This is a genomic window from Mucilaginibacter sp. OK283 (genome assembly GCF_900110415.1).
In the GTDB taxonomy this organism is placed as follows: domain Bacteria; phylum Bacteroidota; class Bacteroidia; order Sphingobacteriales; family Sphingobacteriaceae; genus Mucilaginibacter.
On sequence record NZ_FODR01000001.1, the window covers coordinates 925,146 to 941,469 of the forward strand.

Annotated in this window: 14 protein-coding genes; 4 read left to right on the forward strand and 10 right to left on the reverse strand. The window is 44.6% G+C overall.

The genetic code is table 11. From position 1 onward, the window contains the following. Positions 1 to 76 precede the first annotated feature (76 nt). The 5 genes from BMX56_RS03960 to BMX56_RS03980 form a co-directional block, all read right to left on the reverse strand. A complete protein-coding gene (locus tag BMX56_RS03960; RefSeq protein ID WP_090641055.1) occupies positions 77 to 796 on the reverse strand; it encodes a LytR/AlgR family response regulator transcription factor in 720 nt (239 codons plus the stop codon). Next, positions 793 to 1,809 (reverse strand): sensor histidine kinase, encoded by a 1,017-nt coding sequence (locus BMX56_RS03965; RefSeq protein ID WP_090641056.1) that lies wholly within the window; start codon positions 1,807 to 1,809, stop codon positions 793 to 795. Before BMX56_RS03965 ends, BMX56_RS03960 begins: the two co-directional genes overlap by 4 nt. A gap of 62 nt (positions 1,810 to 1,871) precedes the next feature. Continuing rightward, on the reverse strand, positions 1,872 to 2,285 hold the full coding sequence (locus BMX56_RS03970) for a c-type cytochrome (RefSeq protein WP_090641058.1): 414 nt from the start codon (positions 2,283 to 2,285) through the stop codon (positions 1,872 to 1,874). Between the two features lie 20 nt (positions 2,286 to 2,305). Next, positions 2,306 to 2,836 (reverse strand): YceI family protein, encoded by a 531-nt coding sequence (locus BMX56_RS03975; protein ID WP_090641060.1) that lies wholly within the window; start codon positions 2,834 to 2,836, stop codon positions 2,306 to 2,308. A 2-nt stretch (positions 2,837 to 2,838) separates the two neighbouring features. After that, a complete protein-coding gene (locus BMX56_RS03980) occupies positions 2,839 to 3,858 on the reverse strand; it encodes a metallophosphoesterase family protein (protein ID WP_090641062.1) in 1,020 nt (339 codons plus the stop codon). Between the two features lie 236 nt (positions 3,859 to 4,094). Here BMX56_RS03980 and BMX56_RS03990 point away from each other — a divergent pair, with 236 nt between their 5' ends. Continuing rightward, complete coding sequence (locus tag BMX56_RS03990) at positions 4,095 to 4,763, forward strand: MgtC/SapB family protein (RefSeq protein WP_090641066.1); 669 nt, start codon at positions 4,095 to 4,097, stop codon at positions 4,761 to 4,763. Between the two features lie 170 nt (positions 4,764 to 4,933). Then, complete coding sequence (locus tag BMX56_RS03995; protein ID WP_090641068.1) at positions 4,934 to 6,883, forward strand: glycoside hydrolase; 1,950 nt, start codon at positions 4,934 to 4,936, stop codon at positions 6,881 to 6,883. A 98-nt stretch (positions 6,884 to 6,981) separates the two neighbouring features. On the opposite strand, the gene BMX56_RS04000 is transcribed toward BMX56_RS03995, so the two are convergent. The 5 genes from BMX56_RS04000 to BMX56_RS04020 form a co-directional block, all read right to left on the reverse strand. Then, positions 6,982 to 7,836 (reverse strand): hypothetical protein, encoded by an 855-nt coding sequence (locus BMX56_RS04000; protein WP_090641070.1) that lies wholly within the window; start codon positions 7,834 to 7,836, stop codon positions 6,982 to 6,984. Positions 7,837 to 7,904: 68 nt separating this feature from the next. Then, the gene (locus BMX56_RS04005) at positions 7,905 to 9,203 is read right to left on the reverse strand and encodes a DUF3570 domain-containing protein (protein WP_090641072.1); all 1,299 of its coding nucleotides are present in this window, start codon (positions 9,201 to 9,203) and stop codon (positions 7,905 to 7,907) included. Between the two features lie 35 nt (positions 9,204 to 9,238). After that, positions 9,239 to 9,460 carry a DUF4266 domain-containing protein gene (locus BMX56_RS04010; RefSeq protein ID WP_090641074.1) on the reverse strand — a complete coding sequence of 74 codons (222 nt, stop codon included), beginning with the start codon at positions 9,458 to 9,460 and terminating at the stop codon, positions 9,239 to 9,241. A 13-nt stretch (positions 9,461 to 9,473) separates the two neighbouring features. Beyond that, positions 9,474 to 10,421: an FAD:protein FMN transferase gene (locus BMX56_RS04015; protein WP_090641076.1), complete on the reverse strand. Its 948-nt coding sequence runs from the start codon at positions 10,419 to 10,421 to the stop codon at positions 9,474 to 9,476. Beyond that, on the reverse strand, positions 10,408 to 10,845 hold the full coding sequence (locus BMX56_RS04020; protein WP_090641078.1) for a thioredoxin family protein: 438 nt from the start codon (positions 10,843 to 10,845) through the stop codon (positions 10,408 to 10,410). Before BMX56_RS04020 ends, BMX56_RS04015 begins: the two co-directional genes overlap by 14 nt. A gap of 407 nt (positions 10,846 to 11,252) precedes the next feature. Between BMX56_RS04020 and BMX56_RS04025 the strand changes: the two genes are divergently transcribed. Both BMX56_RS04025 and BMX56_RS04030 read left to right on the forward strand, forming a co-directional pair. Next, positions 11,253 to 14,012: a glycoside hydrolase family 2 protein gene (locus tag BMX56_RS04025; protein ID WP_143065353.1), complete on the forward strand. Its 2,760-nt coding sequence runs from the start codon at positions 11,253 to 11,255 to the stop codon at positions 14,010 to 14,012. A gap of 356 nt (positions 14,013 to 14,368) precedes the next feature. Next, on the forward strand, positions 14,369 to 16,309 hold the full coding sequence (locus BMX56_RS04030; protein ID WP_090641082.1) for a sialate O-acetylesterase: 1,941 nt from the start codon (positions 14,369 to 14,371) through the stop codon (positions 16,307 to 16,309). Positions 16,310 to 16,324 lie beyond the last annotated feature (15 nt).

Genomic DNA, 16,324 nt, shown 5'->3' on the forward strand with positions numbered 1-16,324 from the left:
GGTACAGTCATGAACTTAAAATAGCTATAAAGGTTTTAAAAATAGTCTGATCGGACGGAATAAGACAGGCGGCTTTTTATCTTTTAAAATACTTCCCTTTTAAAATCCTGTCCATTACTTCGTCATAAAAACGCTGGCCTATGGTTACCCTGGCGCTGCCCAGGTTAAGCATATTGCCTTCAATGGTGTTAATCATTTTAAGGTTAACAATATGGCTTTTGTGTACCTGTAAAAACCTTTCGGCAGGGAGTTTTTCCTGGATACTCTTGATAGTTAAATAAACCACCAGTTTTTTGGGGATGGTATACAGCACTACGTAATTGGCCATAGCCTCCACATAAATCAGATCGTCATACAACACACGCTCAATTTTGCCATCGCATTTAACATAAAAATGGTCGGGCTCCGTTTTAACCGGGGTAAGTTGTTTTTGCCTTAATGATTTTAACTCCAGGGCTTTTTGTGATGCTTTTAAAAATCGATCTAACGAAAATGGTTTTACCAGGTAATCAACCACTGCCAGCTCAAAGCCATCCAGCGCATATTGCCCGTATGCCGTAGTCATGATTACCATGGGGAGGTTGTTGGCCGAGCGAAGAAACTGAAGCCCGTTCATTTTTGGCATATTAATATCCAGGAACACCAGGTCAACATCCAGCTCATTTATCATCGCCGTTGCCTTCAACGGGTTTTCGGCCGCGCCAACCAACACCAGGAAATCAATCTCTTCAATATACTCCTGCAGCAGTTTGCGTGCAATGGGTTCATCATCTATAATAAGGCAGTTAAGCGTCATACATTAAACAGGGTTAAGGTTACCTCATAATCAGTATCGGTATTAACAATTTGGAGATGGTGCCTGCCGGGATATAAAATTTCAAGCCGGCGCTTTGTATTGGCAATCCCCAGGCCTGATGACTTTTCGGTTTGATTCACAAAGGTATCTCTAGTGTTAAACACATGGAATACCAGGTTGCTATTTTGGTATTGCAGGCCAATGCTGACCTGATTTTGCCTATCCTCATTAAACCCAACATATTTAAAAGCATTTTCTATAAAAGTAATGAACAGCAGCGGCGCTACGTTAATTTGCCCGTTTATACCATCGGCACAAAAAGAAACGACTATACGCTCATCAATGCGGCCCCTTTGTATGGCTATGTAATTGCGTATGTAGTTAATTTCGCTGTCAAGGGCTATTTGTTCAACATTGCATTCATACAGCTGGTAACGCAACATTTCTGAAAATACCAGCAGCATTTCGCGGGCATCTTTGTTTGATTTATCAATGTGCCCGTAAATAGAGTTGATGGAGTTGAACAGGAAATGCGGGTTAAACTGCGCCCGTAAAAAATTAAGTTCGTTGGTGGCCTTTTCTTTTTCAATCTGTTCGATATACAATTGCGACCGTATTTTTTCGATAACCAGGTGCGCCGCCAGGATGCAGGCCACCCAAAAGAAAATATTGACAAACGAATCTAAAAAAATGCCGGGAAAACTAAACCTGGTGTTTTTTACCTTGAAAACGTAGGTAATAACAGCTATTGATACCGGTACCCTCATGAGCGCCGTAACAACAATCCCCCCTAAAAAACACAGGCCGAATTTTACATACCGTTTTTTATTAAGCAATTGCGGAATGGTATACAGCGCGTTGAAATAGTAATTTGCCGATATAAACAACAGGTAGCAAAACTGGATGGTAATAGCATGTGTAAATACCAGCGTACCGTTCCTGAAGATAAATACCCAGGACAGGTACGCCAGTACCCAAAATGTAAGGTGATATATTGTTTTGCTGGTTTTCAAGGTATACGCCCGGATTTGTTTATTAAAGTACGTTAATATGATGTACAAAAAAAATCGATTGGTTATTTAGGTTCCGCACCATCGGGAAAGGCCTGCCCTTTATGACAGGTGGTGCAAGATACAATCAGCGTAGCATTGCCAATTTCAGGATGCTTTACTTTTAAATATTTTTTGTTGATACCAAGGGTCATGCGCATCATGGTGCGCGTAATCTGTTTTTCGGGCTTTGCATCGCTGGCAAAATCAAGCCCGTGGCCATCTTTATTACCGGCGTGGCAAAAACCACAACTTACCCCAAGGCCGTCGTCAAAATCGTCGGCCATAATGCCCTGCAGTTCTTTGGAACTTATGTTTTTTGGCAGCACTTTTAAATTGGTGTATTGGGGTGTATCCGGGATTTTATCAGTTGCGGCCACAGTAACACTTACTATAGCGGCCAATGCAATAACGGCTATAAACTTCCGGTTTATTTTCATTTGAATTTGGTATAAAACTGTTACCCTTTTTTTGCAAACACATCCAGGTTAACATCCAGTTCGTCGGCAATGGTGCTTGTGCCGCCAATGCCAAAATCCTTGCGCTTTATTTTGAATGAGCCTTTAAATTGGTAGCCACCTGCGTAGGGTGCTGTTGTAAAAGAGAACGCTATTGCCTGGGTTTTACCTTTAATAGTTAGTTTGCCGGTTAGCAGATAGGTGCCTCTTTTGCCGGTTACTTTTGTTGATAGCAGCCTTATTTTAGGATTATTTTTAACATCGAAGTAGCTATCGCCCCTTAAATGCTCATCGCGCAGGTTGTTATCTGTGTTAACCGTTGCCGCATCAACCGTAACATCAAAATTCGCTGCATCCGCATTGTCAGGATCAAAATTTATAACCCCATCCAGGCCGCCGAAAGATCCGTCGACATCAAAGCCCAGGTTTTTAATGGTAAATTTTAATGACGATCCCTGGTTTACTGGTTTGTATTGCGCGTACGTGATGTTTACCCCGCAAAGTATCAGCAACAATAAAATTATCTTTTTCATGCCTATTGATGTTCCTCTATTTTATCGGCCTCAATCAATGGCGTATCGGTAATGGCCAGTGAGTGGTTATGCTCAACATAATTTACGGTAGTTAAGCCCAACATGCTGCGCAACTTTTCGGCAGGTACCTTCAAAGGACCAGGCGAAGGTGCGGTGCCCGGTGCTGGCTGCGGGAAAGCGGTGGAGCATGCGGTATGGAAGGTTATATTGCCCTCAACCTTTTGAATGGTTTGGTGGATGTGTCCGTTTAAAACCGATACCGAGCCAAAGCGTTTGAGCAGCGCCAAAGCCTGTGCGCTGTCATCAGTTCCCCAGCCCCAGGCCGGGTAAATGGCCCAAAGCGGGATGTGTGCAAAAACCACTATTGGTGTGCTGTTGGTTAGTGGCTTCAGGTCGTTCTCCAACCATTTTAACTGGGCAGCACCAATATACCCCAGCCCGCCATCAATATGATTGGTAACATTTACAAGGCCGATGAAATGTACCCCATGCGAATCGAAACTGTACCAGCCATCGCCCAGCGTACCTTTGCCATAACGCTCCAGGTAAAGTTTGCCGTTGTCGGTTACGTCATGCTCGCCGGGAACGTAAAATATTTTTTCGGTTTTTACCGCTTTTAACGATTGTTCCAGCGTGTCAAACTCTTCGGCCTGTGCCAGGTGCGATAAATCGCCGGTGTGCAGCACAAAGGATGGCGCTACTGGCATTGTATTGATTTTGCCGATGGCTGCGTTTAGCGTACCGACCACATCTGTATTGGCCGGTTTGGCAAAGCCGATGTGGCTATCACTAATCTGCACAAAGCTAAAATCGGATTTGGGCATCAGCAAGCCTTTTTTGAGGCCGCCTGAAGTTTTATCAATCATCTGGCTCATGCCGTATGATTTCAGGATGCCGCCGGTCATCATCCAGAGTACGCCGGTACCTGCCCAGGCCATACATTCCAGGAACCCGCGACGGTCAATACCGTCGTTATTGGCTTCAGGGTTTAACGCCTCTTCGGGGCGGAAATGGGTTTTCATAACGGTTATCTTTTTTTGTTGGTTAATGAATTACACCGCTAAAAAAGATAAAGAAAGCCGATGGCTATATTATTTTACATGAAGCAAGCCTATTACTTGATGAACGATGGTTTTTTGAATGGATTTGACATTGCTAAAATATACCCGGTATTTGTTGTAAGTTTAATGTGCCAAATTTTTATTTTTATTATTGCTAACAGGCTGTTATTAAACAGCCAAACCAATTCCTGTTATACATGAATTTTTATAGTACCATTTTGCTGAACCCTAACCATAACATATATGGCCACGAAATATTAAAACTGTTTTTGGCCATTATAACCGGCTGTATTCTTGGGCTGGAGCGGGAGATCAGGGGTAAATCTGCGGGGTTCAGAACGTTGGCATTGATTTGCCTTGGTGCAACTGTTTTTACCATATGTTCCTATATGCTGGGAGTTGAAACCAACCGCGACCGGATTGCGGCCAACATTATTACCGGTGTGGGCTTTATTGGTGCAGGGGTAATTTTTCGTAATAACTCGTCTGTATCGGGAATTACCACGGCGGCATCTATATGGATATCGGCGGCCTTAGGGATGCTTTTAGGTATTGGCGAATTTGCCCTTGCCGGCGTTTCACTGGTGGCCACCCTGTTTGTATTGTACGCCCTTGATTTTATACAGATTTGGATAGATAATAAATTTGAACACCGCCACTACCGGCTGGTTTTTAAAAACGCCTGCCAGTTAAGTACCTTGTACAACCAGGTAACCCCGCTTAAGCTGAAAATAGTTAAAATGAAAACTTCACGTAAGGACGTACAAACCATCCTGGAGTTTGAAATATCCGGGCGGGAGAAAAACCTTGCTTCGTTTAATCAATGGCTTATAGATAGTGAGGAAATCCTCTCGTTTGAATGGTAGGCAGTTGGCCCAACTGGTATTCATTTGATAAAAGCTGATACAAAATAAACCGATAGCCATGATGCCGTGTTTATTGAACTATATTGGACAATCTATTTTAAACAGGTTAGCGAAATTTGCCTGATCCAAAATCGCTGATCAAACCAATATTCAAATAGTTTAATAACATCATGACTCATCAACATTCGGGATATATAACCAAAGCCATCTTTTTCCTGGCTGCTATCTGCACGCTTGCTGTCCAAAAAAGCCAGGCCCAGGCCGAACTGATGCCCTATGGCAACCTCAACGGCATTCGCGTAAAAGGCCAGCTAATGGCTTTTAACACCAGTATTGATGTGGTTGGCAACAGCTGGCACAAAATAAACGCGACAGCAAAGGAACATCAACGGCCGAAGTTTAAACGGGAGGGCAATGTTGAAATCGTAAATACAGCTATTGATAGCCTGGTATTTACCGAAACTGTTACCGACGTAGGCAAGGGTAAAATCAAAATAAACATCATATGCAATGTACGCAGGGATACCAGCATCATAGGCGTTTACCTGGGCCTGCGGTTGCCCAAGGCGGTGTACGCAGCCAGCCAGGTTACACTAAAAGACCAGGCCATGGCCACTGAAGTACTTAAAGATGATATGCCTACTGTAACGGCTAAGGGCATTAACTTTAAATCGCCCAGGCAACAATTCAGCATCACTACCAATGAGGCTGCGCTTATTATAAGGCCGCAAAGCGAAGATTTAAAATACATCCAGCTGTACTTTCCAATTTGCGAAGGCACGCTTAAAAAGGGCGATTTATTTGAGAAAACCTTCGAGATTAAAGTGGCCGGCGATATTGATAACACCGATGCAACTATGCAGCTGGATACCGCCGTACAGGGCCGTGAATTTGCCGGGCTGGGTGGCAACTTCCGTCTGCAAAATGCCAAAACCGACCCGCAGGTGATAGACTATTGTTTGAAAAACCTGCGCGTAGCCTGGGGCCGGGTTGAGATGCCCTGGCGCGATTGGCAACCCGATATCAGCACCGATCCTGTAGCTGTGGCCGATAGTGGTAAACTGAATAACCACGTCAAACAGTCGATGGAGATGGCGCAACGGCTGGGGCAAATGAATATGCCTGTGGTATTAACGGCATGGGCGCCGCCGCAATGGGCGGTTGTTGGTAAGCTAAAGTACCGCCCTACACCGGATGGCGTTTGGGGCAACCCGCTTAATAATGATAACACGCAGCAGATTTACAAATCAATTACCGATTACATCATCTACCTCAAAAACCATTACGGCGTTGAGGTTACTTACTTTTCGTTTAATGAATCGGACCTGGGTATCAATATTCGCCAAACCGGCGAGGAACACCTGGCACTGATAAAAGGCCTGGGTAAATATTTTGCCGATAAAGGACTAAAAACCAAATTGCTGCTGGGCGATAACTCAGATGCCACCACCTACAAATTTATTTACCCGGCCATGAATGATCCGGAAGCCAGGCCATACATCGGCGCGGTATCGTTTCACTCCTGGCGCGGCTGGGATACCCCAACACTACAAAAATGGGCCGATGCCGCTACCCAACTAAACCTGCCCCTTTTGGTTGGCGAAGGTAGTATTGATGCCGCCGCATGGGAGTACCCGGCTTACTTTGAAGAGCAATCATACGCGCTTGAAGAGATTAACCTGTACACCCGGCTGTTGGCTATATGCCAGCCCTTATCTATTTTGCAATGGCAGCTCACGGCAGATTATTCGCCATTGAGCGGCGGCGGTATTTTTGGCAATAACGAGCCCCTGAAACCAACACAGCGTTTTTGGCAGCTAAAGCAGCTGGCATCAACCCCGGCCGGCCTGAAAGCGCTGGCGGTTACTGTTGATAACCCTGCCATATCATGCGCGGCTTTGGGCGATGCAGGCAAGCGCAAATACGTTATCCACATGGTAAATAACAGTGCGGCACGTAAAGTTTATTTAAAGGGCTTACCGGCATCTGTTACCCGGCTTAAGGTTTACGTTACCGACAAAGACCATAACGTTAGCCAAAAAGGCAACATTGAGGTTAATAATAATCAGGCAGCGTTTAAGCTAAGCGCCAGGTGCTTTACAACGCTGGAAAGCGAGTAGTCTGAAGCCAGAATGTCCGAAAGTCCGGAAGTCCGAAAGTCAGAGCCATCAATTTTTTGACTTTCCGACTTCCGGACTTCCCGACTTAAAGCCTGCTTTCAGGGATATTTAAACCCGGGGAATACAAGATGGAAAATGCTCCACCAATTGTCTTCCAGGGAAAAGTATAGTTTAAAAGGCCCTTCAAAATGAATGGTTTCGTTGTTTTCCAATACGGCATCATATTTTACCGATCCCTCGGCATGGCCAAGGCCAGAATTTGAGCCGGGTTGTAATTGAAAGCCGATGTCGTAAATAAAATATTCTTCGTTGTTAAAGGCGGTGTAAGCGTTAAAAATATTGTTAACCTGGTGTACTATTTCAGTCCTGCTATAGGTTTTCCGGTCGGGGGCAACAAACGAATCGCCCAGTACCCAACTGTGGTCGTCAAAGCTTTGCTTAAACCATTTGGATAAAAACTCCAGGGCCTTGTTTTCAATATTAGCTTTATGGTTGGGATGAAACTCTTCATAATCAAAATGGCTTGTCATGCCCGGGATTGTAAAGTCGTCAGTCTCGTGATCAAACAACTCTTCGGTAATAAAAACATATTTGGTGCGGTTGTCCAAATCGTCAGAAAAATCGACAACGATATTCTTGCTCAATAGCAAATCGGTAATTTGCTGCAAGGCGTCCTCTACCTGTTCATCAGTTAATCCGCCTGCCGGTTTAAATTCGGGCTGCCCCAATAAATCGTAAACCTTAACCCGTTTGGCGTTGGCGTAGTTATGCTCAAAATCGAAAATATTCTTTAAAAATATATTTTCAATTTCCGGGTCAACAGGGTTAATCATGTGCGGGTCGGCGCCCAATTCGGCCTGCAATTTTAAACGCAGCAGTTCGTTTTCCATCCGCAGGTTTTCTTCCGGGTCGTCGCTCAGGGGTTTGTCAAAAAGGTCGTCGGTGTTTTCCATAGTGACGAACAAAATAGGCAAAGCCCGGTAAAATTTAAAACTTTACCAGGTTTTTAATTTTGATTATTTTATTTAAAGCCAAGGCTTAACGATACCACATCGGATACCAAACCCACATTTTGCTTGTAATGGCCGTATCGCAGTTCCAATTCATGTAAACTTTCCCAGCCTAACACACCTTTTGGCGGTGCTATCCTGAAACCTGCGCCGAAAAACTGGCTGTTGAACTTTGCATACTCGTAATTACTGGTAAAGTATGCCTGCGTTGGGCTGTTTTGCTCATAAGGCGCAAAGTATTTGGCCGCAGTTTGTGTATAGTACCTGTAAAACGGAGATATGGAAAAGAACGGTGTAACCTTGTATGCTATTTCCAGATTGGCGGTGTTTGATTTACTGCCCCAATTATCGGTATAATAGCGGTAGTACGACCGCAGGATAACATTATCGCCCAGGAAATAATTGGCCCTGAAGCCTAAAGGCAGCTTAAACCGCGACGATGGCAATCGTTCTATGGTATCTTTTCCGTTCGAAAAATATACCCGGTGAAATGGCAGGCTTAAAAAGCCATGCTGGGTAACCACATCGGCCAGGAACATGATTTGCAACCTTGATGTTACTATTTGTGAATAAGAGAATGAGGCCGTATAAGTATTTCTTGGGCTTGATGGAATCCTGGCTTTGCCCTCACTTTCGGAACTTGATGAATTGCCGCTTGCTGTTGTAATTGTTGTAACCGTTGTGGTTGATTGCGGGATAAACTCCGATGGATATATCAGCTTTACATGGTCAAAATAGCCTTGTAGTTTTACACCAAACTCGCCCATTTTATTGGCTGTTTTTGCCGAAAAGTGGAGGTCGGCGCCCAGCGATTTGTAGTTATACTCGCTGGAATAGTAAGTGCCAATACCAAAACTGGTGCCTTTTTTTGAGTTTTCAACAGTCCAATCCAACGATGGGTATATTCTGCTTCCGCCGGTATTTGATGCCCCGGTTGTTGATACATAAGCTGCTGAAGCAGAAGTGTGATGATCAATACCGAGGCCCACAGATAGCGTGTTTTTATTCATCGCATTGTTTAGCCAAACCAGTTTAAGATCGATACCATTTGAAAAATCGGTTACTTTTTCGGTACCAATGCCGCCGGTTACGGCCGAGTGGTTACCATTTTGATTGTAGTAGCTGGATACAAAATTTACTTCGTCAACCCGCAAAGCGCGCGGCCGGTAGGCGTTGGTATCCTGGCCGGTTGATGTTGCCAGGCTGAAACCCGGGTTAAGGCGAATAATGCTATCTTTTGATGTTTGTGCATACGCACTCATCCTGCATATCAGGGAAAACCCTAATACGGATAAATATATTTTTTTCATGTTTTAAGAAACCAATAGAAAGGGAATGAAAACGATTAGTTACAGCCGCAACCGCCGCCGGTTTTACCGGCATTGGCTCCTGAAGCACTTTCACGGTACGATTGAAAATTCAGCTCGTTTTTTTCAACTTTACGGTTGCTTAACGCCATTTCAGAATCGTTTATCCTGTTTTTTTGGTATTCTTTTAGTTGAACACATGATGTAAACGAGCCCGCCAATAGCAGGCAGGCCGTAACTTTAATCAATTGTTTAGTCATTTTTATAGGGGATTTATTTAATGTTTATATTTTTTGAGGTGTAAAGCCTGTCGTTATCGTCAATAACTATAGCCTCAATATCCTTCATCTGGTTAATCATATCCAGGCCGGCGTGTACACCCATTATGGTTACCGGCGTGGCCATAGCGTCGGCAATTTCGGCATTGGTGGTAATAATGGTTACGCTTTTAATGCCGGTAACTGGCAGCCCTGTACGCGGGTTTATAGTATGCGAGTATTTTTTTCCATCTATCATAATAAACTTCTCGTAGTTACCCGAGGTAGCTACCGCAAGGCCCGATATACTCAAATAGGAGAAAATTTGTTGCGATGCATCGGGATTGGCTATACCAACCGTCCACTTGTTGCCGTTTGGCTGCGTACCCCAGGCTGTTAAATCGCCAGATGCGTTTACCACGCCGCTTGTAACACCCTGTTGTTGCATAATCAGTTTGGCACGCTCGGCGGCATACCCTTTTCCTATCCCGCCAAAGCCTATGCGCATGCCCTTTTCGGCTAAAAAAATAGTACAGTCATTATCGTTTAATATAATGTTGCGGTAATTGATAAGCCTAACCATTTGCCTGGCCGTTTCTGCATCGGGTAAAGCCGTCATTTGCTGATCAAAATTCCATAGCCGCTTGTCAATCGAGCCGTACGAAATATCAAAAGCACCCTGCGTTACTTTTGATATCATGATAGATCGTTTTACCAATTCAAAAGTTTCGCGGCTCACGGGCATGGGTTTGATGCCGGCGTTTTGATTTACCTGGTTGGTTTCGCTATCCTCGCTAAAGGTGGTAAGCAGCTTTTCAATCCGGCTTATTTCGGCTATTCCATCATCAATCCGGTCATTTGCCCATTGCTCGCTATCGGCCACAACGCTTAATTCAAAGCGGTTGCCCATCAAACGCAGGCTGCGTTTGTAAATAGTACCTACATTAACGTTAGTTGGCACCATTGGCAAACTGATTTATCTGTTCAATAAATTTTTCAGGCGTTTCATCAGGGTAGCCATCCCATTGCTTCAATACCTTGCCGTGTTCATCAACCAAAAGCGTGAATGGAAATTTACCTTCGGCATTATATTTATCCGCCAGCGCTTCATTTAACTTTACCTGGTCTTTATTCAGCTGGTTTTTCTTTTGGCGCGGAAAATCTGCGCGTACTAATAAAAGATGGTCTGCTGCGTAGTTTTCAAATGCCGTGGATTCCAGGATCTCTTTTCGGAGCCTGATGCATGGTCCACACCAGTCCGATCCTGAGAAATTTATTAATATCAATTTGTGTGATTGCTGTGCCTCTGCCTGGGCTTTGCTAAAATCGCCAAGCCAGTTAACAGGCGATGAGATAAGAAAGAAAAATGCTATTGTTAATAGTTTCATTTTAACGGATAATTAGGGGAAAAGAATTAATAACACTTAAAGTTTAAATACCGTTGGTAACCACAAACTTGCAGTTATAAACCCGCATTAATAATCAGGTGCGGATGAATGCCAATATTGTGTCGATTAACCAGCTGATGTTAATCTTTATACTTCAATATTACCGGCAAAATCTGTAGTTGAAATGAAAATTGAGGTATTTAACAGATTTTAACAACTGCCTGACAATGTGATTACCGCTATTTGACAGGAAGTATTGCATGCCACCCCGGTAATTAAAGTTTCCTGAAATAGTTTCCGGGAACGATTGCACAGTTTTAGTTGGGGATATTTTTTTTAAATCGCCTGTTAGTAATTAACCTTGTTTGCTGATTAAACCTGTGCCACCTGTTTTTGTAAACCCAACTATGAAAAAGATACTATTGCCATTATTGCTCATACTTGTTTGCCTCGATGTTTTTTCGCAGGAAACCATTGTTAAATACCTGTCAGGAACGGATAAGGACCATACCGTACCCTGGGATTTTTACTGCACCGGAGGAAGAAAAAGCGGCGTATGGACAAAAATCGCGGTACCGTCAAACTGGGAATTACAGGGCTTTGGCAGCTATAACTACGGGCATGACAAGGTTAAAAGCAACGAGCAGGGGTTGTATAAACATGATTTTTTTGCAGGTAACCTAACCGGTAAAAAAGTATATATCGTTTTTGAAGGATCGATGACCGATACCAAAGTTACAATTAACGGCAAGCTGGCCGGGCCGGTACACCAGGGTAGTTTTTATCAGTTTAAATATGATATAACCGGTTTGATAAAGCCCAATGCGCAAAACCTGCTCGAAGTAACAGTTGATAAAACATCGGCAAACTCATCGGTAAATGATGCCGAGCGCCGCAACAGCGACTTTTGGGTTTTCGGCGGAATTTACCGGCCCGTTTACCTGGAAATTGTTCCGGAAACTTTTATTGACAGGATGGCGGTAAACGCGAAGGCCGATGGATCCTTCCGCTTAGATGTATATGCTCAAAACTTAAAGGGCGATGAGCTGATTGAAGCCCAGGTACAAAACCTTAATGGCCAAAATGTAGGTAAGCCATTTAATGCAAAAGCAAACCTGGCAGCCGACCATATAGAATTACAAGCCAATTTTGCTAAACCGTTACTATGGAGTGCCGAGTTTCCTAATTTATACCAGGTTGTAGTTACTGTAAAAAACAAAACGGGTATTATTCACCGGGTTAAACAAAAATTTGGCTTTCGTACTGTCGAGCTGCGCACCAACGATGGCTTGTATGTAAATGGCGCAAAAATAATGATGAAGGGTAGCGACAGGCACAGCTTTTGGCCCGAAACCGGGCGTACCCTGAGCCATGGTGTTCACTTAATGGATGTGAAGCTGATGAAGGAAATGAACATGAATGCTGTCCGCATGTCGCACTATCCGCCTGATCGTGATTTTTTGGATGTTTGCGATTCCCTGGGCATATATGTGTTGGATGAGCTTACCGGCTGGCAGGCTAAATATGATACTGTGGTGGGCCGCAAACTGGTTAAAGAGTTGGTAGTGCGCGATGTAAACCACCCTTCCATCCTGTTTTGGGATAACGGTAACGAGGGCGGCTTTAACCGGGGGCTTGATAATGACTATGCTTTATATGATCCGCAAAAACGCACCGTAATTCACCCCTGGGAAAAGTTTAACGGCACCGATACTAAACATTACCCCGATTACAATTACATGGTTAACGCAGCGGCCAACGGACAGGAAGTCTTTTTCCCCACAGAGTTTATGCATGGCCTGTATGATGGCGGGGCCGCAGCCGGGCTTGACGATTTCTGGGCACAGATGATAAAACATCCGCATGGGGCGGGCGGCTTTATCTGGGCGTTTTTAGACGAGGCTGTAATCCGAACCGATAAAAACAACACCTACGATTCTGACGGCAACCATGCCCCTGATGGTATTGTTGGGCCGCACCGCGAAAAAGAAGGCAGCTTTTATGCAATAAAAGAAATATGGTCGCCGGTTTACATCAATCCACAGCCTATTGATGCCGGTTTTGATGGAAAAATAGCCGTCGAAAATCGATATGCGTTCACTAACCTTAATCAATGTAGTTTTAAGTGGAAACTGGTTAAATTCCCATCAGCACAAAGTAAAACCACCGCTGCTATAGTAACCGCAACGGGCTTACTAAAAACCATTGAGCTTAAACCCGGCGGGAAAGGGACATTGAACTTAACACTGCCCGCATCGTGGAAAAAGAATGATGCACTATATCTAACAGCTTACGGGCCGGATAAACAAGAACTATTTACCTGGAGCTGGGCTATTGGCGCACCGGCTGACATTGCCGGCAAAATCGCGTCATCTCCGGCCAAATCGGCTATAAAAACAACCGAGACAGATAAATTATTAACCATCAAATGCGATGGCATCAGCTACGATTTTGATAAGGTTACAGGTTACATTCAAAAAGTGCGTAAACCGGCAGGCGCAATTTCGTTATCGGGCGGGCCTGTGTTGGCCGGTGTTAGTACCCAGTTAAAACAGTTTACACACAAAGCCGATGCCGGCAAATATATTGTAGAAGCCGATTACCAGGGTGTAAGCTCATTACACGTAACCTGGACTTTCGTTTCCGGGCGGCCAGTTAAGCTTGAGTACCAATACGCACAACAGGGCGATGCCGATTTTATGGGTATCACCTTTAATTACCCCGAAGAAAAAATTACCGGCATGAAATGGCTTGGCCGCGGACCCTATCGGGTTTGGAAAAACCGCCTGAAAGGCCAGCAGTTTGGTATTTGGCACAAAGCCTATAACAATACTATTACCGGCGAAACCTGGGGATACCCGGAATTTAAAGGTTACCATGCCGAAGTTAACTGGGTAACTATCGAAAATAAGGAGTCGCCGTTTACCGTTTACGCTGCCGATAAAAACACTTACCTGCAAATGCTGCACCCGGCAAGGGAAAAAGATGCGCTGAGCAATAACAATGTGGAGCCGGCTTTTCCTGAAGGAAGTATCGGGTTTTTAAATGCCATTGCGCCTATCGGCACCAAATTTCAGCCGGCAAAAGTAATGGGGCCACAAAGCCAAACCAACCATGCCAGCGGCGATAAGATAAGCGGAATACTTTGGTTTGATTTTATACATTGAGCCTTATGAAGCTGGATTTAGTCGGTTATCAAGTTGTTGCTTCTAATGAGGCACAAAATCCGCGAATTCTGAAGGAGGAATGACATTCAAAAATAAAAGACTGTCATGCTGAGGAACGAAGCATCTAGTCGCGAACTTTTCTATCGGTCATGCACAGCTGACAGATCCTTCGTACCTCAGGATGACAGGAAAGTTAACTATGTCATAGGTAGGTACGAAGACAACCGACCGCAGGGTCAATAACATAGTTGTTTTGAGCAATAACGCAAAAAAGATTTGTGCAATCGATTGCACAAATCTTTTTTTATTTGTTACTTCGTAAAAGTAAACCTCCAAACTAAAAGTTCCGGCAAATTATGAAATCAGTGAAGATATTGCTTATCGCGCTGTGCATCAGTTTTATACTGCCCACTTATGCCCTTGTGCGGTTGCCGCAGCTGGTTGCAAATGGCATGGTACTGCAACGCAATACACATGTGAATATCTGGGGATGGGCAGACGCAGGCGAAAAGATCAACATTGTATTTCGCGGCAAGTCTTTGCATACTATTACCGATAAAAATGGCTTATGGAAAGTGGTTTTGCCGGCAATGCCCGCGGGCGGGCCCTACACAATGGATATACAGGGCAACAATCGTATCACCATCAGCGATATTTTAGTTGGCGATGTTTGGTTTTGTTCGGGCCAATCAAATATGGCATTACAAATGGAGCGGGTAAAGGAGAAATATCCCGATGAGATAGCTACTGCCAATTACCCGCAAATCAGGAACTTTTTTGTAAAAACCGAAGCCGATGTAACCAAACAGCACACCAACCTGTTACCCGGGAAATGGGTAAAGGCAGATCGGGAAACAGTGCTGGGTTTTGGCGCTACCTCCTGGTTTTTTGCCAAACGGCTTTATCAAAAATACCATGTGCCAATAGGCATCATTAACTCAAGCGTAGGGGGCACGCCCATAGAAGCCTGGATTAGTGACCAGGGGCTCACGGATATCAAACCTTATAATAATAGGGTAAAGCAATTTGGCGATGCCGCTTTTATGGATAGCGTTTTAAAAAAGCATTTGCCGCCTAATAATCCGCTCAATACATCAGCGCTCGGAATTGACAAGGGCTTAACAGAAAATAAACCGTGGTACGATACCGCCTACATACCGCATAACTGGCACCATTACTGGCTCCCCGGTTACTGGGCCGACCAGGGCGTTAAAGGCCTTAATGGTGTGGTTTGGTTTCGTAAAGAAGTTAACCTGCCGGCATCTTTTGATGGCAAAGCAGCTAAATTGTTTTTAGGTAGGATAATAGATGCCGATCAAACTTATGTTAATGGCAGGCTTGTAGGCAGCATTACCTACCAGTATCCGCCCCGGCGTTATGATGTGCCTGCGGGTTTGCTAAAACCTGGAAAAAATGTAATCGTTGTGCGTGTGGCAAACACTGCCGGCAAAGGCGGTTTTGTGCCCGATAAAAGATATTACCTGGGCGTAGCGGCCGACACCATCGACCTGCGCGGCGATTGGCAGTATAAAGTAGGGCAGGTGTTTGAGCCGGTTAAGCCCGTTGCCGAATTTATTGCCCAAAATGAACCGACCGGCCTTTACAATACCATGGTTGCGCCGGTGATTAACTACACCATCAAAGGGCTGGCCTGGTACCAGGGCGAAAGTAGCGTCAATAGCGCAAAAGCATACGGCGTTTTATTAAAAGCCCTTATTGCCGACTGGCGCGATAAATGGCAGCAGGGCAACCTTCCGTTTGTATATGCCCAGCTCCCTAATTTCAACGAGGCGCAATACGCGCCGGCCGAAAGTGATTGGGCTGTGTTGCGGGAGGGACAACTTGAGGCGCTTGCCTTACCAGGCACAGGCATGGCTGTAACCATTGATGCCGGCGAATGGAACGATATTCATCCGCTTGATAAAAAAACGGTAGGCGAGCGCCTGGCCATAGCTGCCCAAAATGTGGCTTATGGTGATAGCAATGTAATCCCTTGCGGCCCGGTTTATCAATCGGCACGGGTAGATGGTAATAAAATTGAACTGACTTTTAAATACACAGGCACCGGGCTTGTTGCTAAAAATGGGGATGAACTATCGCAATTTGCTATAGCTGGCGCCGATAAAAAGTTTGTTGGGGCCACCGCCGTTATTAAGGGCGATAAAGTGTTGGTATGGAGTGATAAGATACCGACACCATTATATGTAAGGTATGCCTGGGCCGATAACCCTGATGGAGCCAACCTGTATAACAAAGAAGGTTTGCCTGCATCGCCTTTCCGTACTGATAAACCATAATTGACCATAAAACCC

Excerpts from the sequence above, each read along its gene's own strand:
- BMX56_RS03960 (WP_090641055.1), bottom strand. The coding sequence starts at position 796 with ATGACGCTTAACTGCCTTATTATAGATGATGAACCCATTGCACGCAAA.
- BMX56_RS03970 (WP_090641058.1), bottom strand. The coding sequence starts at position 2,285 with ATGAAAATAAACCGGAAGTTTATAGCCGTTATTGCATTGGCCGCTATA.
- BMX56_RS03975 (WP_090641060.1), bottom strand. The coding sequence starts at position 2,836 with ATGAAAAAGATAATTTTATTGTTGCTGATACTTTGCGGGGTAAACATC.
- BMX56_RS03980 (WP_090641062.1), bottom strand. The coding sequence starts at position 3,858 with ATGAAAACCCATTTCCGCCCCGAAGAGGCGTTAAACCCTGAAGCCAAT.
- BMX56_RS03990 (WP_090641066.1), top strand. The coding sequence starts at position 4,095 with ATGAATTTTTATAGTACCATTTTGCTGAACCCTAACCATAACATATAT.
- BMX56_RS03995 (WP_090641068.1), top strand. The coding sequence starts at position 4,934 with ATGACTCATCAACATTCGGGATATATAACCAAAGCCATCTTTTTCCTG.
- BMX56_RS04000 (WP_090641070.1), bottom strand. The coding sequence starts at position 7,836 with ATGGAAAACACCGACGACCTTTTTGACAAACCCCTGAGCGACGACCCG.
- BMX56_RS04005 (WP_090641072.1), bottom strand. The coding sequence starts at position 9,203 with ATGAAAAAAATATATTTATCCGTATTAGGGTTTTCCCTGATATGCAGG.
- BMX56_RS04010 (WP_090641074.1), bottom strand. The coding sequence starts at position 9,460 with ATGACTAAACAATTGATTAAAGTTACGGCCTGCCTGCTATTGGCGGGC.
- BMX56_RS04015 (WP_090641076.1), bottom strand. The coding sequence starts at position 10,421 with ATGGTGCCAACTAACGTTAATGTAGGTACTATTTACAAACGCAGCCTG.
- BMX56_RS04020 (WP_090641078.1), bottom strand. The coding sequence starts at position 10,845 with ATGAAACTATTAACAATAGCATTTTTCTTTCTTATCTCATCGCCTGTT.
- BMX56_RS04025 (WP_143065353.1), top strand. The coding sequence starts at position 11,253 with ATGAAAAAGATACTATTGCCATTATTGCTCATACTTGTTTGCCTCGAT.
- BMX56_RS04030 (WP_090641082.1), top strand. The coding sequence starts at position 14,369 with ATGAAATCAGTGAAGATATTGCTTATCGCGCTGTGCATCAGTTTTATA.